Origin of the sequence: Streptacidiphilus fuscans (genome assembly GCF_015690355.1) — a bacterium.
Taxonomy (GTDB): Bacteria; Actinomycetota; Actinomycetes; order Streptomycetales; family Streptomycetaceae; genus Streptacidiphilus; species Streptacidiphilus fuscans.
Map to the genome: position 1 here is coordinate 710974 of NZ_JADPRT010000001.1, position 22515 is coordinate 733488.

The window sequence follows — 22515 nt, forward strand, 5'->3', positions numbered from 1 at the left end:
CCTCGGCTGTTTCGATGTTTGTCGATGCAGCAAGCATTGCGCCATGAGTCGACGGATGTCAATATTGATACATGTCGAAATTGAGCGTGTCGGAGGCGCGGGAGCTGCCCGTCCTCCAGGACGACGTCGCGGTGCCCTGCTGCCCGCCGCTGACCGAGCGCCCACTGTCGGCCGAGGAGGCCGAACGCACGGCGGCCATGTTCAAGGCGCTGGGCGACCCGGTCCGGCTGCGGCTGTTCTCGCTGATCGCCTCGCACGAGAGCGGCGAGGCCTGCGTGTGCGACATCTCCGACGTCGGCGTCTCCCAGCCGACCGTCTCCCACCACCTCAAGAAGCTCAAGGAAGCCGGCCTGCTCACCTCCGAGCGCCGCGCGACCTGGGTCTACTACAAGGTCGCCCCTGACGTCGTCGCCACGATGTCCGCCCTGCTGGACCTGCGCCGCTGACGTCGCTCTCGCGGCAGCCCGGAGCCCGCAGCCCCGGGGCCCCGGGGCCCCGAGCCTCCCGCGTCGGCCGTCAGCCGACGGGCCATCCGACCAGGGCGGCGGCCACGCCCAGGACCCCCGCGCCCACCAAGGCGCTGACCACGCCTCGCCGGAGCGCGAGCAGCCACAGCGCGGCGCAGGCGAGGACGGCGAACTGCCAGGCGTGGGCCAGTGCGAGGGCAAGGGGAACGGCGGAGCCGGCGATGGCGCCGATGACGGCCGGGCCGGCTCCGGTCAGGAAGGCCTGGACGTGGGTGTTGGCGCGCAGCGCGTCGAAGTGGCGTCCGCCGAGGGTGACGAAGAGGAACGAGGGAGCGAAGGCGACCAGGGCGGCGAGCAGTCCGCCGCCGACGCCCGCGGCGGCGTAGCCGACCACGGCGACGGTCTGGACGACGGGGCCCGGGGTGACCTGTCCTAGGGCGACGGCGTTCAGGAACTGCGCGCCGGTCATCCAGTGGTAGTGGTGGACGGCGTCCGCCTGCATCAGGGGGATGATGACGAAGCCGCCTCCGTAGGACAGCGCCCCGACTTTGAAGGCCACCCAGGCGAGCGAGAGCAGCCCGCCCGCGCCACCGGCGGCCGCCGCGAGCGGAATAGGGAGCGGCCACACCCCCGAGCCCGCGCCGCGTGCGGAGCGTCGGGCGCGGACGGCGACCTCCGACAGGCCCGCCGCGATCAGCAGCAGCACGAGCCACGGCCCGACCGTGGCCGCGGCGACCGCGCCCGCCGCAGCGTAGGCGATCCACCGGGCACGCGCGTCACGGGCTTGGCCCGCGCGCTGCCAACTGCCGGGCACGAGGCCCCAAGCGGCGTGCACGGCCACCGCGGCGACCGCGGCACCGGCGCCCGCTGCGGCTCCGCGGACCCAGGTGGGAGTGCCGCCCGCGAGGAAAACGGCGGCCAGCGCCAGGATCAACACCAGACCCGGCACGATGAAGCACACACCGCCGACGATCGCTCCGGGCACACCGCGCAGGCGCCAGGCGGTGTAGATCGCGAGCTGGGTGGAGGCCGGACCGGGAAGAAGGTTGGTGGCGGCGATGCCGTCTTCGAACTCGGACGCTGCGATCCATCCCCGCCGTTCGACGCACAGCTGCCGCAGGAGCGCGATGTGCGCGGGTGGTCCGCCGAAACCGATACAGCCGATCCGTCCCCACTCGCGGGCGATCGTGGCCAGGGCGACTTCCGGCTGCCGCGTAGCCACGTCGGCCTGTTCCGGCTCCGGCGGCCCCGGCTCTCCTTGTCCCGACTCCGCTTGTCCCCACTCCGGATGGTGCCCTGGGTCGTCCAACGTGCGCTTCCCTGGTTCGGTCACTGCTGCTGATCGGGAGCGACGATATCGCCCGGACTCCTGGCCCTGACTCGACGTCAGTCCGCCTGGGCTCGGTTTCGGCGCTCGGTTCCGAAGACCAGCGCCACCAGGGCCAGCCCCACGACGCCGCCGACGAGTTCCATGCCGACGAAGCCCGGCAGGCTGGAGGGCTTGATGCCCGCGAAGGTGTCCGTGAACGCGCGGCCGATCGCCACGGCCGGGTTCGCGAACGAGGTGGAGGAGGTGAACCAGTACGCCGCGCCGATGTACGAGGCGACCGCGACGGCGGCGAAGCGCAGCTGGTCCTTCTTCGCCAGGCCGAAGATCAGGAAGACCAGCCCGGCGGTGGCGACGACCTCGCCGAGCAGCAGGTGGCCGGCCGAGCGGTCGTGGGTGGACCACTGCACCAGCTGCTTGCCGAACATCGCGTCCGCCAGGATCGCGCCGAGGATGGCTCCGGCGATCTGCGCGGGTACGTACGCGGCGATGTCACGCCCCGTCAGGCCGTGCGGGGTGCGGCGGCCGGTCCACCAGTCGGCCAGGGTGACGACCGGGTTGAAGTGCGCGCCGGAGACCGGGCCGAGCAGTGCAATCAGGACGCCGAGGCCGAAGACCGTGGCGGTCGAGTTCGCCAGCAGTTGCAGGGCGACGTCCTTGGTGAGCTCGGTGGCCTGGATGCCCGAGCCGACGACGACGGCGACCAGCGCGGCGGTGCCGACCAGCTCGGCGGCGGCCCGCTGGTGCAGCGGCTGTCGGTGCGCGACCGCGGGCCCTGGCGGCAGGGCGGGATCAGGCATGTCGGCGGCGTCGGCGTCGATGGTCATGGCGGCGGCGTCGGTGCTGGTCACGGGCAGGCTCTCTTGGAGTTGGCCGCGTCGTTGACGCGGGCGAGGGAGGCGAGTCCGGCGAGGTCGCGGGCCAGTCCGTCGAGGACCTCGGGCCGCAGCCGGTAGTAGGTGAACCGGCCGCAGGGCTCGGTCTCGACGATCCCGGCGTCGCGCAGCACCTTCAGGTGGTTGGACAGGTTGGTCTGCCGCGCGCCCGTCTCCTCGACCAGATGCGTCGTGCACAGCGTCTCGCGCGCGAGCAGGGAGACGATCTGCATGCGCAGGGGGTCGGCGAGCACCCGGATCAGATCAGTGTCGACTGACGTCAGCATGCACTGATAATCTCATATCAGTCGAGGCTGATACCAGCCCGGCGGGTCGCCCGTCCCTACCCCACTCCCGTGGAGCCCCGATGTCCGCCACCGCCCCGGCCGCGTCCGTCCTGTTCGTCTGTGTCCACAACGCCGGTCGCTCGCAGATGGCCGCCGGATTCCTGCGCCACCTCGCCGGGGATCGCGTCGAGGTCCGCTCCGCGGGCTCCCTGCCCGGCGACCGGGTCAACCCCGCCGCGGTCGCCGCCATGGCGGAGGTCGGCGTCGACATCTCCGACCAGCAGCCCAAGGTGCTCACCAGCGACGCCGTCCAGGCGTCCGACTACTGCATCACCATGGGCTGCGGCGACGCCTGCCCGATCTTCCCCGGCAAGACCTACCTCGACTGGCAGCTGGACGACCCGGCCGGGCAGGGGATCGAGGCGGTCCGCCCGATCCGCGACGAGATCAGGAAGCTCGTCGAGGGCCTGATCGCCGAGATCGACGCCAAGGCCGACGCCAGGGCCGAAGCGGGGAGTTGAGCGTCGGAACTCCACGGTGCGCAGGACCGGGGGACGGCGCCCCGTCACCCCGGCCCGCGCACCGGCGGGGAGCGGTCAGACCGGCAGGCTCAGTGCCTTCGACATGGCCTGCGCCAGCGCGGGATTGCGGTGGGTGTCCGTGTCGCTGTGGAGCGCGGTGATCACGTTCCGGGCCACGTCGACCGGCTTGTCCTGGCTGAGCTTGGCCTTGGCGACGACGCGGCTCGGGGTGAGCCGGAACCCGGTCGTGGCGGGGGCGATGCTCTGCGCGTAGCCCTCGACCTCGGAGAGGCGCCAGGGGGTCGGCCGCTCGTCCTCGAAGTGGGCCACCGTCCGGTCGAGCACCTCGTAGGTCTGCTCGCCGGTGAGGATCTCAGGGGTGCCGTGCAGGTGGGCCACCACGAAGTTCCAGGTGGGAACGTAGGGGCCGCTCTGATAGAAGCTCGGGGAGATGTAGCCGTTGGGTCCTTCGAGGATGAGGACAGTGGGGTGCTGTCCCAGCTCGTGCAGCTCCGCGTCGGTGCGGGCGAGGTGGCCGAGCACGGTGGCGTCGTCCCGGTCGGGGTCGAGGATGACGGGCAGGTGCGACACGACCGGGCCCTCGCCCGGTACGGCGCTCACCAGCGTGGCCCAGCCCCGGTCGGCGATGAGTGAGCGGATCTCGCTCGGATCGGTGAGCGCGTAGACGGGCAGTTCGAGCATGACACATCCTCAGGTGGTAAGTGGAGAGGGTGAATCGGGAAGCGGCATCCCACCGTGCAACCGTGCTAGAACAGTTCTTCTGGTGTTATGGAACACTAGTCGAGGCGGTGCCCACAACCCCCGGGGTGTACCAGTACGCTGACCGCGTGGACCCCATGGACCCCGTGGACATCGAAGGCCGGACCTCGCGCGAGGTGGTCGACAGCGTCGAACGCGCCGTCCGTGACGGACGAGCGGCGCCGGGGGACGTGCTGCCCTCCGTGCGGGCGCTCGCATCCCACCTGCAGATCAGCCCCGCGACCGTGGCCGCCGCCTACCGGGATCTGCGCATCCGCGGTGTGCTGACCAGCGAGGTCGGCCGCAACACCCGGATCAGCGCCCGGCCTCCGCTGATCAGCCGCGCGCCCGCGGCCGTGCCCGCCGGAGCCCGTGACCTCAGTGACGGCAACCCCGACCCGGAGCTGATGCCGTCCGTCACCCGGGCCGCCCACGGCGTGGACCTCGGCCACCACGGCTACAGCTCGCCCAGCATGCTGCCCGCGCTGGTCGTGCAGGCGACCCGCCAGTTCGCCGAACTCGGCGTCACCGAGGAGCAGTTGTGCCTCGCGGGCGGGGCGATGGACGGTGTCGAGCGGGTGCTGTCCGCGTGGCTGCGCCCCGGCGACCAGGTCCTGGTCGAGGACCCCTGCTACACCGGCGTGCTCGACCTGGTGCGGGCCTGCGGCCTGACCGCGGTGCCGGTCGCCGTCGACGAGCGCGGACTCGTGCCCGACGCCCTGCGGGCCGCCCTGACCGGCAAGAGCGCGGCGCTGGTCCTCACGCCCCGGGCCCAGAACCCGACCGGGGCCGCCCTCGACGCCGTACGCGCGGCCGAGCTGGCTTCGGTCCTTGAGCGCCGTGAGGACGTGCTGGTCGTGGAGAACGACCACATGGGGCCGATGGCGGGAAGCGACTTCTTCACGCTCACGGCCGGACGCCCTCGCTGGGCGGTGATCCGGTCGGTCAGCAAGTCGCTGGGGCCGGACCTGCGGCTGGCGTACGTCGCGGGCGACACGATGACGGTCAGTCGGGTGGAGGGCCGCCAGCGGCTGGGCAGCGGCTGGGTCAGCCACATCCTGCAGCAGATCGTCGTCGAACTCTCCGAGGACCCCGGCGTGCACGACCTGGTCCGGCAGGCCGAGCGGACCTACCTGACGCGCCGCGAGGCGCTGCTCAGTGAGCTGGCGGCACGCGGCGTGGCCGCCTCCGGGCGCTCGGGGCTGAACGTGATGATCCCGGTCCAGGAGGAGGCCGCGACCCTTCGCCAACTGCAGGAGCGGGGTTGGCTGCTGCGAGCCGGTGAGCCGCACCGACTGGCAAGCGCACCGTTCGTCCGGGCCACCACCGCGACCCTCCACCCGGAGGAGGCTGCCGAACTCGCCGCTGCCGTCGCGGAATCCGTCCGTCCCCAGCGCGGCACGCGCTCGGTCTGAGACGGGTCGGCTGCCCTAGCTGCGGACAGGCGGCGTCGGCCGAGACCCCCGCGTGATCCACCTCTGGGAGACTTCCCGGGTGACCGTGACGAACGACGCCCCCCGTGCCGCGCTGCTCCGCCGTGGCTTCGCCCTGGAGTACGCGACCCTCGCCTGGAACGTGGTCGGCATCGTCGTGCTCGCCTTCGCCGCCGTCGCCGCGCGGTCGGTCGCGTTGGCCGGGTTCGGCCTGGACTCGCTGATCGAGATCGGCGCCTCCACGGTCGTGATCTGGGAGCTGTCCGGCAGCGGGGAGGAGCGGCAGCGGCGCGCGCTGCGGCTGATCGGCGTCGGGTTCGGCCTGCTCGCGCTCTACCTGCTGGTGCAGTCGACCGTGGTCCTCGCGACCGGATTCCACCCGCACCACTCCACCCTCGGCATGGTCTGGACGGCGGTCACGGCGGCCGTGATGTTCGGCCTCGCCTTCGGCAAGGCCCGCACGGGCGCGGCGCTGGACAACCCGGTGTTGCGCACCGAGGGTCGGGTCACGCTGATCGACGGCCTGCTCGCCGCGGCCGTGCTGGTCGGCCTCCTGCTCAACAGCGTCCTCGGCTGGTGGTGGGCGGACCCGCTGGCCGGGTTCGTCCTCGTCTACTACGCGCTGCGCGAGGTCAACGAGATCTTCCGCGGCGAGCACTGAAGAGGCCACGCGCTGTGGCGACTTGACGGTTGCTTGACGGACGCGGCGCCGGTCTCAGGCGGTGGTCGGTCGTTGACAAGCGCCGCGAAGAGAATCTAGCTTTGCTGGTCAGAACGGTCATGAGCGTCAGCGACAAGCCCTGGCTTGCTGACCGGCAACCCTCCTGCGCGGCGGGGTGCCCCAGGTGAGGACCGGACCGAAGTGTCGGTAAGCGCGATGCCCCTCGGGGCGGGACGGCAGAAGGTGATGGCGATGCACGCAGCCCCGGGAACGGCCGCCGGCCGATACCGCGGTCGCGCTGCCGCGTACCTGAACCGCGCCGTCGACCTGCTGCGCGTCAACAGCGCCCTGTGTCCGAGCTCCGCCCGCACCCTCGGTCGGCGCTGACCGCCCTTAGACGCGCGCTGCGGCGTCCGGCCGTTCGGTTCCGCACCGGCTTTCCGTACCGGTTTTCCGCACCCGTGATCGTGGTGCTGCTCTTCCCCCACCTTCACGCGCTGTAGCGCACGTCGAGTCTTGGCGTGGGCTTCGGCCGTTCCTTCGACGACCCGACGCATGGGAGCCGTACCACGGTGTCCACCAGCCTCCGTCCATCCCAGCCCCGACGCCACCCGCGCACCGTCGCCGTGCCGCACGTCCTGGACAACGCCGCCTGGGCCGCGCTGACCGGCCCGCACGCGCCGTTCGCCGAGCGGGTCGGCCGCGCCGCCCGCTACCCCAGCGACGTCTCACCGTTCACCGCGCTCGAAGACCCGGCCGACCCCCGTGCCTGGGACGACCTCGCCGCGCTCGTCGGCCCCGGCAGCCGGACCGCAGTGACCGGCGCGCTGACCGGCGCGGCGACGCCACCCGACGGGTGGGAGATCGTCCAAGCCGGACAGGGCGTCCAACTCGTCGACGTCTCCCTGCGCGTGGAACCCGACCCCGAGGCGGTCCGGCTGGGCCCCGAGGACGTGCCCGAGATGCTCGACCTGGTCGCCCGCACCCGCCCCGGCCCGTTCCTGCCGCGCACCGTCGAGCTCGGCAGTTACCTCGGGCTGCGCAGGGATGGGCGGCTCGTCGCCATGGCCGGCGAGCGCCTGCGCCCGCCCGGCTGGACCGAGATCAGCGCCGTGTGTACCGACCCGGACCACCGCGGCCAGGGACTCGCCACCCGACTGGTCCGCGCGGTGGCGGCCGGGATCAGAGAACGCGGCGACACCGCTTTCCTGCACGCCGCCGCGGCGAACACCGGCGCCATCCGCCTCTACGAGTCCCTCGGCTTCACCCTGCGACGCACCACGAACTTCCTGCTGGTGCGCGCGCCCGACGGCCCGAACTGACCCGGGCCGCCCGACACTTTCGGAGTCCCCATGCTGCCAGCGCTCATCGCGACACCCGGCCCGCCGCCCGGCGCCGAGCGGCCGGACGGTGCGGCGGCCGTGCTGCGGGCCGTACTGACCCGGGGGCCGGTGGCGCGCACCGCGATCGTCGCAAGGACCGGGCTGAGCGCGGCCGCTGTGTCGCGGCACGCGGCGGACCTGCTCGCCATGGGACTGCTCTGGCAACCGCCCGAGCCCGCGCAGCAGCCGCGGCCGGGACGCCCCCGGATCCCGCTCGCCGTCGACACCTCACGTCATGTCGCGGCGGGCGTGCACATCGCCGTGCCGCGACTCACCTTCTCGCTCACCGACCTGCGTGGACGCGTCGTCGCGTCCCACGTCGTGCCACGGGAGCCGCAGCCGGACGCGGCGCTCAGGGAAGTCGCCGCACGGCTGCCGGAGTTCCTGCGCCGCCACGCGCACGGGCGCTCGGTGCTCGGGCTCGGCGTGGTCACCGGCGGCCGGGTCGATCCGGACGCCGGGGTGCTCGTCGACAACGCTGCACTCGGCTGGCGTGACGTCCCGCTGCGGCGCACCCTGCAACAGCTGGTCCGGCTGCCCGTCCACGTGGAGGGGCACGCCCAGGCGCTGGCCCGGGCGGAGCTGCTGTTCGGCGCGGCAGGCGACGGCGTGCTGGTCCATCTCTTCGTGGGCAACGCCGTGGACGCCGCGATCGCCACCGGCGACACCCTGCTGAGAGGCCGTCGACACGGCGCGGGAGGCATCGCCCACCTGCCCGTCCCCGCGTCCACGGCGCCGTGCGCGTGCGGCCGGACCGGCTGCCTGCAGGCCACCGTCTCCGACCGCGCCGTCGCCGAGCGCGCTGCGGCGGACGGCATCACGCCGCGCCCTGACCTGGCGCTCCTGCTGCAGGCGGCGCGGACGGGCGACGCGCGCGCCTTGGAGCTCTGCCGCGCGCGGCTGCGCCGGATCGCCCGCGCGGTCCGGCCGATGCTCGACGTGATCAGTCCGGACACGGTCGTGCTGACGGAGGCCGTCACTCTCCATCTTCCTTTGATGGTCGATGAGTTGAGGCAGGAGCTGGGCGACGCCGGTGATCTGGTGCGGGTCGGCTCCTTCGGCGCGGACACCCTCGCGGTGGCAGCCGCCGCGCCCGTCCTCGCCGCCGTCTACCAGGACCCGATGGGTCTGCGCACGGTGGGGACCGCCCGATGAGGCCCGACGCCGAACGGTTTCTTCCGCGCCCTCACAAACCATTGTCCGCAGGGTCGTCCACACAGCAGACTGCTGCCATGGACGCGCAGTACAAGGCCACGATCCGGGCAGCCGCCGAGCGGCTCCCCGTGGACGCCTTCCGCGCGCACCACTTCGCCGGACTGCGTTGTCGCGTCTGCTGACCGGCTCGCGCTGAGGCGCCTCTGGTGACGCGTCTCAGTTGACGCGTCTCCGCGCGTTCGGCACGCGGCGTTGACCGCCGCGGACCTCACCTTCCCTCCTCACGGTGGCGCCGTTCGGGCCTGCCCAGGCTCCGGCACCGACCTGCCTCGGCGTAGCTCTGCCTCGGCGTAGCCATGCCCAGGCACAGCGCTGCCCTCGTACGGCCCTTCGCGCCGCGCCGCGCCGCGCCGCGCCGACCGGGCCGAGCGCCGTCACCGCAACCCGAAAGGACATCCCATGAGCACGCCCTCCGTCCGTCCCGTCGCCGGCCACATCGGCGCCGACATCGACGGCATCGACCTCGCCCGGCCGCTCTCCGCCGAGGCACTCGACACCGTCAAGCAGGCCCTGCACCGCCACAAGGTGGTCTTCTTCCGCGGCCAGGACCTCGACCACGCCGCCCAGATCGCCTTCGCCCGCCAGTTCGGCGAGCTCACCTACGCCCACCCGCACGACGACGCCCCGCCGGCGGACCACCCGGAGATCTTCACCATCGACCCGCGCCGCTTCGAGGAGCGCTACGGCAAGGAGTTCCGCGACGAGTACCGCAGGCGTCAGTACAGCTACGCCGACGGCTGGCACACCGATGTCACCGCCGCCGTGAACCCGCCCGCCGGGTCCATCCTGCGGGCCGAGATCGTCCCCGAGGTCGGCGGCGACACGCAGTGGACCAACCTCGTCGCCGCCTACGAAGGGCTGTCCGCGCCCGTCCGGGCCTTCGTGGACACCCTGCGCGCCGAACACCGCTACGGCGGCAGCCGACCGGTGGAGGGCGAGAACGAGTACGCCCGGCGGATCAACGACAACCTGCTGGTGGCCGTCCACCCCGTGGTGCGGGTGCACCCGGAGACCGGAGAGCGCGCGCTCTTCGTGAACCCCTTGTTCACCAGCCACATCGTCGACGTCACGCCGGCCGAGAGCAAGCGCATCCTCGACCTCCTCTACGCCGAGATCACCCGGCCCGAGTACACGGTTCGGCTGCGCTGGGAGGCCGGGCACGTGGCCTTCTGGGACAACCGCGCCACCGCCCACCTCGCTCCGCGCGACCTGGAGCACCTGGACGTGGAGCGGCGGCTGCACCGGGTCACCCTGATCGGCGACGTCCCCGTCGGGCCGGACGGACGCGAGTCCGAGCTGGTCGCCGGACGCCCCTTCACCGCCGACCACCGCGTCGCGGTGGCTTCCTGACGTTCCGTCAATAACTGACATGCCCACAGCGGCGGCGGGCAGCCGTCCGCCGCCGCGCCCGATCCGCCGGAAGGAACCACGCACCCGTGTCCGCACCCCAGAGCCTTCCCGTACCTCGGGGCCTCCCCGCCCCGAATCGACGACTCTTTCTACAGACCCTCCTCGGCGCGGGCGCCGCGCTCGGCCTGAGTGCCTGCACCGCCGCAGCGGCGAGCGGTCCCGCGCTGTCGAGCACCGCGCCGCTGCCGACCAAGGTGCCCTCCGGCACCGGACTGGCCATCGCCTCCGCCCTCGGAGCCGAGCAACTCCAGCTCCAGCTCTCGGGCCTGATCAAGCAGATCCCGTTCGCCGTCTCGTCCTGGCCGAACATCAGCGCCGGCCCGGACGTGATCAACGCGTTCCGCGCCAACTCGCTCGACCTGGCCAACAACGCCGGCATTCCACCGATCCAGGCGCACTTCCAGGGCTACGACGCCCGCATCGTCGCCGTCGACCTGACCCGCAAGCCGTCGTATCTGTTCGCCACCAAGCCGCACAGCGACATCCAGTCGGTGGCCCAGTTCGCGGGCCGGAAGCTGGCCTTCTCGCAGGGGCAGGCACAGGGCGTGGTGCTGCTGCGGGCGCTGCGCGAGGCCGGGCTGAAGGACTCCGACGTGCAGCTGGTGCCGCTGACCAGCGACCAGTTCCTGACCGCCCTGGAAGCCGGGCAGGTGGACATCGCGCCGCTGGCGATCTCCCAGGCGCCCGCCTACCTCAACCAGTACGCCTCCGACGGCGCGCACACCATCACCACCGACGTCGTCGACCTGCTCAACCTGCTCTGGGCCCCGGCCGACGTGCTGGACGACGCGGACAAGGCGGCGGCGGTCGCGGCGTTCGTCCCGATCTGGGCGAAGGGGCTGGTCTGGGTCTACGAGAACCCGTCCGTCTGGGAGCAGGAGTACTACGTCAAGACCCAGAACATCAGCGCCGCCCAGGCCCGGCAGGTCACCGCGCTGAGCAACAAGCCGCTGTTGCCGCCGAGTTGGGACGAGGCGATCGCCTGGGAACAGCAGACCGTCGACCTGCTGGCCCAGGGCGGCTACGTGAAGTCCTTCCAGGCCGAGACCCTCTTCGACCGCCGGTTCGAGCACCTCGCCGCCGCGGCCGTCCCCGCCGAGTACCGGAGCTGACCATGGCCGAACACGTGTCGACCGCAGTGGTGGAAGCGGAACTGACCCCAGTGGTGACCGCGCCCGAGCGACCGCCCACCGTTGCCGAACCACCACCTCCTGTCCGGACGTCGGCGGCAGCCGTCCGTCCCCGCACGCGCAGGCTGGCGCCCGGCCCGCGCCGCCCGTACGCGCGGCTGCTCGGACCGCTACTCCTGCTGGCCGTCTGGTCCGTTGCCAGCGGCGCCGGATGGCTGGACCCGCGGATCCTGCCCGCACCCTGGACCGTGCTGCACACCGGTGCGCACCTGTGGACCGCAGGCACGCTGCGGACCGATCTGGCGACCTCCCTGTGGCGTGCCGTCCAGGGCTTCGCCATCGGGCTGGTGGCGGGCGTGGTGCTCGCGCTGGCCGCCGGGCTGAGCCGGATCGGCGAAGCGCTGATCGACGGAACGGTGCAGGTCAACCGAGCCGTGCCGACGCTGGGACTGATCCCGCTGTTCATCCTGTGGCTGGGCATCGGCGAGACGTTCAAGGTCGTCATCATCGCGATCGTCGTCTACATCCCGGTCTACCTGAACCTGCACGCCGCCCTGGCCGGCATCGACGCCCGCTATGTCGAGCTCGCCGAGGTGCTGCGGCTGAGCCGCTGGCAGTTCGTCCGACAGGTCGTCATCCCCGGTGCGCTGCCCGGCTTCTTCGTCGGACTGCGCCTCGGCGTGACCGGCTCCTGGCTGTCCCTGGTCGTGCTGGAGCAGATCAACGCCACCAATGGCCTCGGTTACATGATGTTCCAGGCGCAGAACTACGGCCAGACGGACGTCATCGTCCTCGGACTGCTCATCTACGGAGTCTTCGGCTTCGCCTCCGACTCCGCCGTCCGTCTTCTGGAAAGGAGGGTCCTGGCATGGCGCCGATCGCTGAACAGCTGACCCGCCCAGCCGTCCGCCCGGCAGTCCACCCCGGCGTCCGCTCCGCCGTGCGCCTCACCGGCCTGACCCGGTCCTTCGGCGAGCGGACCGTGCTCGACGGGATCGATCTGGAGATCCCGCCCGGCCAGTTCGTCGCCCTGCTCGGCCACTCCGGCTCCGGCAAGAGCACGCTGCTGCGGGCCGTCGCCGGACTCGACCACGACACCGTGGGCGACGGTCAACTCGTCACCCCGGCACGGGTCTCCGTGGTCTTCCAGGACTCGCGCCTGCTGCCCTGGCGCCGGGTGCTGGACAACGTCCTGCTCGGCACGCGCAAACGGGACGCCGACGGTCGTGACGCGGCCGCGCGCGGCCGGGCGGCACTGGCCGAGGTCGGTCTGGCCGGGCGCGAGAACGCCTGGCCCGGTCAGCTCTCCGGCGGTGAGCAGCAGCGGGCCGCGCTCGCCCGCTCCCTGGTCCCGGAGCCCGAGTTGCTGCTCGCCGACGAGCCGTTCGGCGCGCTCGACGCGCTCACCCGGATCCGGATGCACACCCTGCTGCGGGAGTTGTGGCAGCGGCATCACCCGACTGTGCTGCTGGTCACCCACGACGTGGACGAGGCTGTCGTGCTGGCGGACCGAGTCCTCGTCCTCGACCACGGCCGGATCGCGGTCGACCTCACCATCGACCGGCCGCACCCGCGCTCCTACCGCGACCCGCAGTTGGGGGAGTACCGCGAACGCCTGCTGGCCGCCCTCGGCGTCCGGCCCGACGGCGAACCTGCCAGCGAGGCCGCCCAGGCCGCGCCCGCGCCCGCGCCCGCGGCCGAGGCCGTGCCCGACCGTCGGACGGAGAACTGAGATGGGAGAGTACCTCTGGTACATCCCGAACACGGTCGAAGCCGGACACCGAGGTGACGACACCCGCGACGGCTGGGGCACCCTCGACCACCTGACCGAACTCGCGCACGCCGTCGAGGACCACGGCTGGGGCGGGGCGCTGCTGGGCACCGGCTGGGGCCGACCGGACACCTTCACGGTCGCGGCATCCCTCGCTGCGCGGACGACGACCTTCAAACCGCTCGTCGCGATCCGCCCCGGCTACTGGCATCCGGCGAACTTCGCCTCGGCCACGGCCACGCTCGACCAGCTCAGTCGGGGCCGGGTCCTGGTCAACATCGTCAGCGGCCTGGACAGCGCCGCCTCCTACGGCGACGGCGAGTTCGACCAGTCCCGCCGCTACGGGCGCACCCGGGAGTTCCTCCAACTGGCGCGACGGCTGTGGACCGAGGAGAAGGTGACCTTCCACGGCGAGCACTACCGGGTCACCGACTCCACCGTCCGCCCGCGTCCCTGGGGCGCGGACGAGGGACGGCACCCGCGCCTGTACTTCGGCGGAGCCAGCGCCGCCGCCGAGCGGGTCGCCGCGGAGGAGGCCGACGTCCAACTGTTCTGGGGCGAGCCGCTGGACGGCATCGCCGAGCGGATCGACCGGCTCCGCACGCTCACCGGGACGGTCGAACGCAAGCACCAGCCACTGGAGTTCGGACTGCGCGTGACGACCGTCGTCCGGGACACGACCGAGGAGGCGTGGCGCGACGCGGAGGAGAAGGTCGCCCAGATGGCACAGCAGGGCGCCAAGGACCCCGAGGCCTTCCAGCGCCGGACGGCCGTGGGTCAGCGCCGCCTGCTCGACCTGACGGCACGCGGCGAGGTTCTGGACAGCTGCCTCTACACCGAGCCCGGTCGCTACGGAGGCGGCGGCGCCGGAACGACCTGGCTGGTCGGCTCCGCACAGGACGTCGCGCATGCGCTGGAGCGCTATCGCGCGCTGGGCGTGACGCACTTCGTCCTGTCCGACACGCCCTACCAGCGGGAGATCGCCCGGGTCGGCGGCCAGCTCCTGCCGCTGCTGAGGCAGCCCGCGCCCACGACGACTGCCCCCACCATCGCGACCGCGACCGAGACCGCGACCGCGATTGAGACCGCTTCGGAGGTCCCCGCATGACCACGCTCGTGCACGACACGACATCCCTGCGCGCGGTCTACGGCGCCTTCCCCTCCGGCGTCACGGCCGTCGCCGCGCTCGTCGACGGACAGCCGGTCGGGCTCGCGGCCAGCTCGTTCACGTCCGTCTCCCTCACCCCACCGCTCGTCTCGGTGTGCGCGGGGCACACGTCGTCGACCTGGCCGCTGCTGCGCCGCGCCGAGCGGCTGGGCATCAGCGTGCTGGGCGCGGAGCACGGCTTGCTCTGCCGACAGCTGGCCGGTCCGAGCGACCAGCGGTTCACCCAGGTCGCCTGGCGGGCGACACCGGACGGAGCCGTGCTGCTGGACGGCGCGAGCGCCTGGTTCGACTGCTCCGTCGAGCAGGAGATCCGCGCCGGTGACCACGACATCCTCGTCCTACGCGTCCACGACCTCTCCGCCGAGACGGACGTCGAGCCGCTCGTCTTCCACACCGGGACGTTCCGATCGCTCCGCGCTCCCGAAGGCCCACGCAAGCGCTGAGCAGCACCCTGTACCGCCATCTCCGCACCGATCGTACGAAGGACCGTTCATGAGCGAGCGACAGCAACTGCACCTCAACCTGTTCATCCACGACACCGGACACCACGAGGCGTCCTGGCGGCTCCCGGAGTCCGACCCGCGCGCCGACCTGGACCTCGGTTTCCACCAGAGACTCGCCCGCATCGCGGAGGACGCGAAGTTCGACTCGGTGTTCCTGGCCGACAGCCCCGCGCTCTGGGGCGACCCCGCCCGCCGTCCCTCGGCGCGGCTGGAGCCGACCGTGCTGCTGGCCGCACTGGCCGCGAGCACCACCCGCATCGGGCTCATCGCGACCGCCTCGACCAGCTACAACGAGCCGTACAACCTCGCGCGGCGGTTCGCCTCGCTGGACCACCTGTCAGGTGGCCGCGCAGGCTGGAACATCGTCACCACCGCGGGCGACGCCGCCGCACGCAACTTCGGCCTGGACGGGCAACCGCTGCACCGGACCCGCTACGAGCGGGCCGCGGAGTTCCTTGAGGTCTCGGCCAAGCTCTGGGACAGCTGGGCCGACGACGCACTGGTGGGCGACAAGGACGCGGGCGTGCACGCGCTGCCCGACCGCGTGCGCCCCGCCGGGCACCACGGCCGGTTCTTCCGCGTCGAGGGCGCGTTGAACGTGCGCCGCTCGCCGCAGGGCCACCCCCTGCTCGTGCAGGCGGGCTCCTCGGAGGACGGCAAGGAGTTCGCCGCCCGCTGGGCCGAGGCGGTCTTCACCGCCCAGCCGACCCTTGAGGAGGGGCAGGCCTTCTACGCCGACGTCAAACGCCGCGCGGTGGCCCTCGGTCGCGACCCCGAGCACGTCAAGATCCTGCCCGGCATCGTCCCGGTCATCGGCGACACCGAGGCCGAGGCACGCGAGCTGGAGGCCGAACTGGACCGGCTGATCAGGCCCGAGTACGCGCGCGAGCAGCTGGCCGCCCTGCTGAAGGTCGAGCCGGAGCGCTTGGCCTTCGACGCGCAGCTGCCCGACGACCTCCCCACCGAGGACGACGTCGAGGGGTCCAAGAGCCGCTACACCCTGATCGTGGAGCTGGCCCGCCGCGAAAACCTGACGGTACGTCAACTCATCGGCCGCCTCGGCGGGGGCCGCGGGCACCGCACCTTCACCGGCACGCCGGTCCAGGTCGCGGACACGATCCAGCACTGGTTCGAGCACGGCGCGGCCGACGGCTTCAACGTGATGCCCGCGGTGCTGCCGTCCGGCCTGGAGGCCTTCGTCGCGAAGGTATTGCCGATCCTGCGCGAGCGCGGACTCTTCCGCACCGACTACACCGGCCGCACGCTGCGCGAGCACTACGGCCTGCCGCGCCCCGGCGACCGGTACGCGCTCGCCTCGGCTGTGCCTGCGTCCGTCTGACCGACGGGCGGCATCGGCGCGACTCAGCCCAGTACGAAGGTGCCGCCCGCGGCCGTCGCCAGCTCGGCCCCGAGGGCGGCGGCCGGCGTCCAGGCGCCGGGCCTGGCGGTGCCACGGGCCAACTGCTCGGTGACGGCAGCGGTGACGTCGGCCGTGAAGTCCATGCCGTCGCCGGCACGAAGCCACCCCTCGCGCCGCGTGCCGTCCGTCCACTCCACCACGGCGTGCCCCCAGGAGTGCCGGCGCGGGCGGGGGGTGGCCTTCGCCCGGACCCGGGCGAGCCGGTCGACGGCGAGGCGTCGCAACGCCGGAACGCTCAACAGGCGGCCCAGCAGCGGGAGCAGGGCACGCACCGGCGCGGCGGTCGGCACGAGCGCGGAGGTGGCAATGACGAACGGCGCCCCGCTCACCGCCTGCGCCGCGACCAGCTCGCCGGAGGAGACGCCTGCCGTCTTCGCCGACTCGCCGTCCGGGAAGGCGAGTTGTTGCGGATCCGCGCCGAGGCGCGACGTCACCAGCCGACCGTGCTCGTAGCGCCGTCCGCCGGTGGTGAGCACGTCCACGATCGAGGCCGCCAGGGCCGCACCGAGCAGACCCGCCTCGACGGCCACCGAGGCTGCGGCGTCGACCCGCACCCGGTGCGGCGCGGGCCGGTCCTCGCACAGCTTCGCCACCACCGCCTCCGTCGCCAGCACGCCGAATCCGGCGCCGGTGACCAGGATGCTCCCCGCCCGCACCGCCTCGTCGTGCAGGGCGAGCAGCGCCTGGACGGCGGCGACGTCGTTGGCCTGGTCGACGTAGTGGCCGCCGCCGGACATGCACGCGCGGGCGATGACCGGTGCGGTGGCGGCGAAGGAGCCCATCGTGTTCACCACCACGCGCGGGCGATCCCGGACGATCTCGTCCGCGATCCGCTCGGCCGAGTCGGCGACGACCACCTTGGTGGCTGCGGGCAGACCCGCGTCGGCCCAGGCGGCGACCATCCGCTCCCGGCTGCGCCCGACGGGCACGACCGTCAGCCCGCGCGCGGCGAGTCGCGCGGTCACGGCGCGGCCCACGCGGCCGCTCGCGCCGACGATCCACACCTCGTCGTTCGTCGTGTTCCCACCTGCCGTGCTGCCGGTCGTGCTGGTCTGTTTCGTCTGTTCGGTCTCGGACATGCGAACGTCACCCTGCCTGCTCCGGGGCGCACCTGGGCGGTCGCCCCAAGTGATGACACAGTGTGTCGTGAGTACAGGCTAGCGCCGACGACGACACACTGTGTCATCACCTGTTAGAGTCAGCCCATGGCAAGGTGGGATCCGGGTGCCGAGGCGCGCCTGAAGCGCGCGGCTCTGGAGCTGTATCTGGAGCGCGGCTACGACAACGTGACCGTCGCCGACATCGCCGAGCGGGCCGGACTCACCCGCCGCTCCTACTTCCGCTACTTCCCGGACAAGCGCGAGGTCCTGTTCGCGGGCTCGGAGCGCCTGCCTCCGGCGCTGGCGGAGGCGGTCCTGGCGGCAGATCCGAACGCGACGCCGCTCGCCGCCGTCCTCGACGCGGCGGCGCGGGTCGGTGCCGAGCTCGTCGAGCAGGTGGAGGGTGTGACCGAGCGCCGTGCGGTCATCGACGCCAGTCCCGAGTTGCAGGAGCGCGAACGGACCAAGATCGCCGCGATCACGGCTGCGGTCCGGGACGCTCTGATGCGGCGTCAGGTGAGCCCCGGTGCGGCCGAACTGGTTGCGCAGCTCGCCACGGTGGCCTTCAGCAACGCCATCCGGCAATGGATCGAGGCGGAGGGTCGTGAGAGCTTCGCCGACTGCCTGGACGCGGTGACCGACGAACTGCGTGCTGCCCTCGCCGGAGCGTGAGGCGGGCTCCTCCGGCATCCGTGGTGGAGGCGCGGTGCCCGGTCGGGTTCGAAGCGGCCGACTTCCCCTCGGGCCCGGGGTGGAGTCTGATGGAGGGTATGAGCAGCGAAGGCTCCGAAGCTGCGGACGCCGCGCGGACCGACCCCCTCGTGCAGGTGGGTCTCGACCGGCTGCGGAGGCGCACCAGCATGAAGTGGCGCGCCTTCCCGGAGGACGTGCTCCCGCTGTGGGTCGCGGAGATGGACGTCCCGCTCGCGCCCGCCGTCGCGGAGGCCCTGCGCGACGCGATCGACCTCGGTGACACCGGCTACCCCTACGGCCCCGCCTACGCCGAGGCGCTGGCCGACTTCGCCCACGACCGCTGGCACTGGGACGGCCTGCGCGTCGACCGCACCGCGATCGTGCCCGACGTGATGCTCGGCGTGGTCGAGTTGTTGCGGCTGGTCACCGATCCCGGCGACGCCGTGGTGGTCTGCTCGCCCGTCTACCCGCCCTTCTACGCTTTCGTCGGCCACGACGGCAGAGAGGTCGTCGAAGCCCCGCTCGGCGCCGACCTGCGCATCGACTTCGGCACTCTGGAGGAGGCGTTCGTGCGCGCGCGGAGCGGCGGCCGCCGACGCGCGGCGTTCCTGATGAGCAACCCGCACAACCCGACCGGCGTGGTCCACACCCGTGAAGAGCTGTGCGCCGCCGCGGAGCTCGCGCGGACGCACCAGGTGAGGGTCGTCTCGGACGAGATCCACGCTCCGCTCGCGCTCGCCGGGGCCACCTTCACCCCGTTCCTCAGCGTTCCCGGCGCGGAGAACGGCTTCGCGGTCACGTCCGCCTCGAAGGCCTGGAACCTGCCGGGCCTGAAGGCCGCGCTGGCCATCGCCGGCCCCGAGTCGGCGGCCGACCTGCGCCGCATGCCCGAGGAGGTCAGCCACGGCCCCAGCCACCTCGGCGTCATCGCCCACACGGCGGCCCTGCGCTCGGGCCGGGAGTGGCTCGACGAGCTCCGCGCCGGTCTTGACGCCAACCGGCGTCTCCTGGGCGACCTGGTCGCACGCCACCTCCCAGGGGTGACATACCGTCAGCCCGAAGGCACCTACCTGGCCTGGCTCGACTGCACCGCACTGGGCCTGCACACGGACGCGCCCGCCGGCCCCGGCATCGTCAGCGACCTCGCCGGCCCGGCGCGGATGTTCCTCGACCGGGCCCGTGTCGCCCTCAGCTCCGGCCACGCCTTCGGCACCGGCGGCGCAGGCTGCGTGCGCCTCAACTTCGCGACCTCCCCGGCCATCCTGCGCGAGGCGCTGGCGCGCATGGGACGCGCGGTCGCCGAGCTGTGACGGCACGGCGCTTGTGCGGTCGCGGTGACAGTCGGATGCGATGTCAGTGGCGACGGATAAGTTCCCGGGTGTCGACTTCGACCTCACCTCAAGGGGGATCCGTGAGCTTCCACATGCACCTTCGGGCTGTTCCACCAACGGAAATCCACTCGGACGGACCGTGGATTCAGGCCTTCATGCTGACAGCCTGGTCCAACCATCAGGAGGAGTACGCCGCAGGCATCGCGGACTCGATCGAGAAGGACTTCGAGGGCGTCAACCACCTCTACACCGGAGACCCGGACGGCCACGAGGGAGCCGGGTCCCCGAGCGGGCTGCCGGTCTTCGGTGGCGACCTCGTCCCCCACGAGGACGGTCCTCCGTTCGTGATCCTCCAGCCCGTGCAGGTCAAAGAAGCGGCGGCGTTCTTGAACGCGGCCGACTTCGACTCGCTCTGGGACGCCTCCGGAGCCGCGATCTCCGCCCCCTGGGGAGATCTGACGCTCGCACGGGAGATCTACCTGAGCCACCACGAAGGGCTCGTGGCCTTCTACCAAACGGCGTCCCAGGCTGGGAACGCGGTCATCAAGGCGTTCTGGTACTGACGGTCCGTCGACCATTGGCCGGGGTCGAGCGCGCTCGGGGACCCCTCGGGACACGCTGGGCGCGACCGTGATGCCAGCGGCGGAGCGCTGCTGAGCAAGCTCGGTAACTCCGCTCAGGGTCAACACAGTTAGCTGCATCATCCGATCGCGTGACAGTCGGGCGAGGTCGTACCGGGCCGACCATCCGGCTCCCCGCAAGTCGGGCTCCCAGAAGCCAGCGGGTCGCGCGTCGACGCGAGGCTCAGGTCGCGTCGGGCTTCGCGGGTGACGGTGAAGGTGGGCGCTCGTCGCGGCTCTCCGGGGTGAAGGCGTCGCGGCGGGCGAGGGTCACCGACAGGGGCAGGCCCAGCCGCTCGGCCGCGCGGCGGCGGGCGCGGACCTGCGCGGGGGTCCGGGGGCGGAACGAGGGGAGCAACGCGCAGCCGCAGCCTGGGCGGTGATCGTAGGTCAGGCCCTCCGCGAGCACGGTGGCGACGACGGACCAGGCCTTCGCATCTCGTCGCCGGGGTGCGGCGAAGTCGTAGCCCGCGAAGACGAGTTGCTCACGACAGCCTGGACAGACGCGCTTCCGGACCGGCCACGTGCTGCCTTTGAAGGAGAGTCGGCATGCGACGCACACGTAGTGCCGGAAGGCGCCGTTGAACGCGTGGTAGCACATGGCACACGAGGCTACGCGTCATCCGAGCCCCGGCCCAAGCGGATTCTTGGTTCCCGATCGGCCCGCCCCGCACCAATCAGCAGGGCCGGTCGGGGCTCGGGTCAGGCGAGGAAGCCGCCGTCGACGGCGAGGTGGCTGCCGTTGACGTAGGAGGCGTCGTCGGAGAGGAGGAAAGCGACGGCGGTGGCGATCTCCTCTCCCGTTCCGACGCGGCGCATGGGGATGCCTGTGTCGGCGACGCGCTGCGCGCCTTCGGGGTTGGCCTGGGTCATCTCGGTGTCGATCACGCCGGGCTGGAGTTCGTTGACGCGCACGCCGCGCCCGCCGAACTCGATCGCGGCGCTGCGGGTGAGCCCGCGGATCGCGTGCTTGGCACTGGAGTACTCGGGCGTGGGACCGCCACGGTCGGCGAACACGCTGGAGACGTTGACGACCGCGCCGCCCCCGGCGGCGAGGATCGCCGGGAGCTCGTACTTGAGCCCGTAGAAAAGGCTGTTGAGGTCGATGTCGACGGTGCGCCGCCACTGCTCGGGGGTCATCTCGGTCAATGGCGTGAAGGTGCCGGAGACCCCGGCGTTGTTGACGGCGCAGTGCAGCGCCCCGAAGTGCTCGACGGCGCGGGTGACGGCGCGTTCGTTGTCCTCGGGCCTGCTGACGTCGCCGGGGACGGCGAGGGCTCTGCCGCCTGCTGCGGTGATCTCGGCGACGACCTCGGCGAGCTTGTTCTCACGCCGTCCCACCAGCGTGACCGCTGCGCCGCGCCGCGCCAGCAGGATCGCGGTGGCGCGGCCCATGCCTGATCCGGCGCCGGTCACCAGGGCCACCTTGTCGGCGAACTGTGCGGCGAACTGTTGCTGCATGGCTGGTCCTTCGTGCCGGTAGTGGGTTCAGCGCGCGGTGGGCGCCTTGGGCGGAGTGGGCAGGTCGACCGGGTAGTCGGCGCCGGTGTCGGCCGAGGCGGAGACGGCCTGCCAGGCGGTGGCTTCGGCGATCTGGCCGCGGGAGTAGGTCAGGGCCATGTCCACCGCGCCCGCGCCGAGGAGCAGATGGCTGGGCAGGTTGTCGGCGTGGACGAGCCGCACGAGGATGTCCGCGGCCCGGTCGGGGTCGCCCTGCGCGGTGCCGCCGCCGCGGAGCAGGTCGGCCAGCGCGCCGACGGTCTCGCGGTACTCGGCGGGGATCTCGTCGACCTGCATGGACGGGCCGGCCCAGTCGGTCGCGAATCCGCCGGGTTCGACCACCAGGTAGCGGATCCCGAACGGCGCGGTCTCGGCGGCCAGGACCCGGGTGAACCCGTCGACGGCGAACTTGGCCGCCTGGTAGGAGCCGAGCCCCGGGGTGTGGCCGACGCGTCCGCCGACCGAGGAGAACTGGATCACGATGCCCGCGCCCTGCTTCTTCAGCAGTGGCAGCGCGGCCCGGGAGACGTTGTAGACGCCCCAGAAGTTGGTGTCGAACTGTCGGCGGAAGTCGTCCTCGCTCGTGGTCTCGACGGGGGAGAGGTTGGCGTAGCCGGCGTTGTTGACGACCACGTCGATCCGCCCGTACTTCGCAAGCCCGGCGGCGAGCGCGGCGTCGGCCGCTGTGGCGTCGGTGACGTCCAGGGCCACCGGGAGCACGCGGTCGCCGTACTCGGCGGCCAGGTCGGCGAGCTGTTCGGGCCTGCGGGCGGTCGCCACGACGTTGTCGCCGGCCTTGAGGGCGGCGGTGGCCAGGGAGCGGCCGAAGCCGCGGGAGGAGCCGGTGATGAACCAGGTGTTGGGCTGTGTAGTCATGGCTCTAGTGCAACATGGTTGCACTAATAACGCAACTAGGTTGTGCTCACTTCTGGGATGACTGTA

At 72.2% G+C, this 22515-nt stretch carries 25 protein-coding genes and 1 riboswitch; of the genes, 17 read left to right on the plus strand and 8 right to left on the minus strand.

The window, feature by feature from the left end; all coding sequences use genetic code 11:
- Positions 1–71 precede the first annotated feature (71 nt).
- A complete protein-coding gene (locus I2501_RS03260) occupies positions 72–446 on the plus strand; it encodes an ArsR/SmtB family transcription factor (RefSeq protein ID WP_196192210.1) in 375 nt (124 codons plus the stop codon).
- A gap of 70 nt (positions 447–516) precedes the next feature.
- Here I2501_RS03260 and chrA read toward each other — a convergent pair whose 3' ends face one another.
- The 3 genes from chrA to I2501_RS03275 all read right to left on the minus strand — a co-directional run bounded on the left by chrA (position 517) and on the right by I2501_RS03275 (position 2956).
- A complete protein-coding gene (gene chrA, locus I2501_RS03265; RefSeq protein WP_196192211.1) occupies positions 517–1689 on the minus strand; it encodes a chromate efflux transporter in 1173 nt (390 codons plus the stop codon).
- Positions 1690–1853: 164 nt separating this feature from the next.
- Entirely contained in the window at positions 1854–2645 is a 792-nt protein-coding gene (locus tag I2501_RS03270) for an aquaporin (protein WP_408022698.1), read from the minus strand.
- Positions 2642–2956 carry an ArsR/SmtB family transcription factor gene (locus tag I2501_RS03275; protein ID WP_196192212.1) on the minus strand — a complete coding sequence of 105 codons (315 nt, stop codon included), beginning with the start codon at positions 2954–2956 and terminating at the stop codon, positions 2642–2644. Before I2501_RS03275 ends, I2501_RS03270 begins: the two co-directional genes overlap by 4 nt.
- An 80-nt stretch (positions 2957–3036) precedes the next feature.
- Between I2501_RS03275 and I2501_RS03280 the strand changes: the two genes are divergently transcribed.
- Complete coding sequence (locus I2501_RS03280) at positions 3037–3477, plus strand: arsenate reductase ArsC (protein WP_196192213.1); 441 nt, start codon at positions 3037–3039, stop codon at positions 3475–3477.
- Between the two features lie 75 nt (positions 3478–3552).
- Here the strand turns inward: I2501_RS03280 and I2501_RS03285 are convergent, their stop codons facing one another.
- Entirely contained in the window at positions 3553–4179 is a 627-nt protein-coding gene (locus I2501_RS03285) for an FMN-binding negative transcriptional regulator (RefSeq protein ID WP_196192214.1), read from the minus strand.
- A gap of 155 nt (positions 4180–4334) precedes the next feature.
- Here I2501_RS03285 and I2501_RS03290 point away from each other — a divergent pair, with 155 nt between their 5' ends.
- The 12 genes from I2501_RS03290 (at position 4335) to I2501_RS03340 (ending at position 16248) form a co-directional block, all read left to right on the plus strand.
- Positions 4335–5651, plus strand: a complete 1317-nt coding sequence (locus I2501_RS03290; RefSeq protein ID WP_236045844.1) for an aminotransferase class I/II-fold pyridoxal phosphate-dependent enzyme — start codon at positions 4335–4337, stop codon at positions 5649–5651.
- 79 nt (positions 5652–5730) lie between these two features.
- On the plus strand, positions 5731–6330 hold the full coding sequence (locus I2501_RS03295) for a cation transporter (RefSeq protein ID WP_196192216.1): 600 nt from the start codon (positions 5731–5733) through the stop codon (positions 6328–6330).
- A 115-nt stretch (positions 6331–6445) separates the two neighbouring features.
- Positions 6446–6550: riboswitch (SAM riboswitch) on the plus strand.
- A 32-nt stretch (positions 6551–6582) separates the two neighbouring features.
- Positions 6583–6717 (plus strand): hypothetical protein, encoded by a 135-nt coding sequence (locus I2501_RS40135; protein WP_268926843.1) that lies wholly within the window; start codon positions 6583–6585, stop codon positions 6715–6717.
- 185 nt (positions 6718–6902) lie between these two features.
- Positions 6903–7652, plus strand: a complete 750-nt coding sequence (locus I2501_RS03300) for a GNAT family N-acetyltransferase (RefSeq protein WP_196192217.1) — start codon at positions 6903–6905, stop codon at positions 7650–7652.
- A 30-nt stretch (positions 7653–7682) separates the two neighbouring features.
- Positions 7683–8867: an ROK family transcriptional regulator gene (locus tag I2501_RS03305; RefSeq protein ID WP_196192218.1), complete on the plus strand. Its 1185-nt coding sequence runs from the start codon at positions 7683–7685 to the stop codon at positions 8865–8867.
- Positions 8868–9326: 459 nt separating this feature from the next.
- Positions 9327–10277, plus strand: coding sequence for a TauD/TfdA dioxygenase family protein (locus I2501_RS03310; protein WP_196192219.1), 951 nt, complete (start codon positions 9327–9329; stop codon positions 10275–10277).
- Positions 10278–10363: 86 nt separating this feature from the next.
- Positions 10364–11449, plus strand: a complete 1086-nt coding sequence (locus I2501_RS03315) for an ABC transporter substrate-binding protein (RefSeq protein ID WP_196192220.1) — start codon at positions 10364–10366, stop codon at positions 11447–11449.
- A gap of 2 nt (positions 11450–11451) precedes the next feature.
- The gene (locus I2501_RS03320) at positions 11452–12360 is read left to right on the plus strand and encodes an ABC transporter permease (RefSeq protein WP_196192221.1); all 909 of its coding nucleotides are present in this window, start codon (positions 11452–11454) and stop codon (positions 12358–12360) included.
- A complete protein-coding gene (locus I2501_RS03325; protein WP_196192222.1) occupies positions 12336–13199 on the plus strand; it encodes an ABC transporter ATP-binding protein in 864 nt (287 codons plus the stop codon). The genes I2501_RS03320 and I2501_RS03325 overlap by 25 nt, the downstream gene beginning before the upstream one ends.
- A gap of 1 nt (position 13200) precedes the next feature.
- Positions 13201–14346, plus strand: a complete 1146-nt coding sequence (locus I2501_RS03330; RefSeq protein ID WP_196192223.1) for an LLM class flavin-dependent oxidoreductase — start codon at positions 13201–13203, stop codon at positions 14344–14346.
- On the plus strand, positions 14343–14849 hold the full coding sequence (locus tag I2501_RS03335; RefSeq protein ID WP_196192224.1) for a flavin reductase family protein: 507 nt from the start codon (positions 14343–14345) through the stop codon (positions 14847–14849). The genes I2501_RS03330 and I2501_RS03335 overlap by 4 nt, the downstream gene beginning before the upstream one ends.
- A 49-nt stretch (positions 14850–14898) precedes the next feature.
- Positions 14899–16248 (plus strand): LLM class flavin-dependent oxidoreductase, encoded by a 1350-nt coding sequence (locus I2501_RS03340; RefSeq protein ID WP_196192225.1) that lies wholly within the window; start codon positions 14899–14901, stop codon positions 16246–16248.
- A gap of 23 nt (positions 16249–16271) precedes the next feature.
- Here I2501_RS03340 and I2501_RS03345 read toward each other — a convergent pair whose 3' ends face one another.
- Positions 16272–17408, minus strand: coding sequence for a saccharopine dehydrogenase NADP-binding domain-containing protein (locus tag I2501_RS03345; protein ID WP_196192226.1), 1137 nt, complete (start codon positions 17406–17408; stop codon positions 16272–16274).
- Between the two features lie 126 nt (positions 17409–17534).
- Here I2501_RS03345 and I2501_RS03350 point away from each other — a divergent pair, with 126 nt between their 5' ends.
- From I2501_RS03350 to I2501_RS03360, 3 genes are all read left to right on the plus strand, one after another.
- Positions 17535–18101, plus strand: a complete 567-nt coding sequence (locus tag I2501_RS03350; RefSeq protein WP_196192227.1) for a TetR/AcrR family transcriptional regulator — start codon at positions 17535–17537, stop codon at positions 18099–18101.
- A gap of 98 nt (positions 18102–18199) precedes the next feature.
- Positions 18200–19432 (plus strand): MalY/PatB family protein, encoded by a 1233-nt coding sequence (locus I2501_RS03355; RefSeq protein ID WP_196192228.1) that lies wholly within the window; start codon positions 18200–18202, stop codon positions 19430–19432.
- A gap of 113 nt (positions 19433–19545) precedes the next feature.
- Positions 19546–20016 (plus strand): DUF1877 family protein, encoded by a 471-nt coding sequence (locus I2501_RS03360; protein WP_268926866.1) that lies wholly within the window; start codon positions 19546–19548, stop codon positions 20014–20016.
- Positions 20017–20257: 241 nt separating this feature from the next.
- Here the strand turns inward: I2501_RS03360 and I2501_RS03365 are convergent, their stop codons facing one another.
- The 3 genes from I2501_RS03365 to I2501_RS03375 all read right to left on the minus strand — a co-directional run bounded on the left by I2501_RS03365 (position 20258) and on the right by I2501_RS03375 (position 22449).
- Positions 20258–20674 carry a hypothetical protein gene (locus I2501_RS03365; protein WP_196192230.1) on the minus strand — a complete coding sequence of 139 codons (417 nt, stop codon included), beginning with the start codon at positions 20672–20674 and terminating at the stop codon, positions 20258–20260.
- A gap of 101 nt (positions 20675–20775) precedes the next feature.
- On the minus strand, positions 20776–21534 hold the full coding sequence (locus I2501_RS03370; RefSeq protein ID WP_196192231.1) for an SDR family NAD(P)-dependent oxidoreductase: 759 nt from the start codon (positions 21532–21534) through the stop codon (positions 20776–20778).
- Between the two features lie 27 nt (positions 21535–21561).
- The gene (locus I2501_RS03375) at positions 21562–22449 is read right to left on the minus strand and encodes an SDR family NAD(P)-dependent oxidoreductase (protein ID WP_196192232.1); all 888 of its coding nucleotides are present in this window, start codon (positions 22447–22449) and stop codon (positions 21562–21564) included.
- Positions 22450–22515 lie beyond the last annotated feature (66 nt).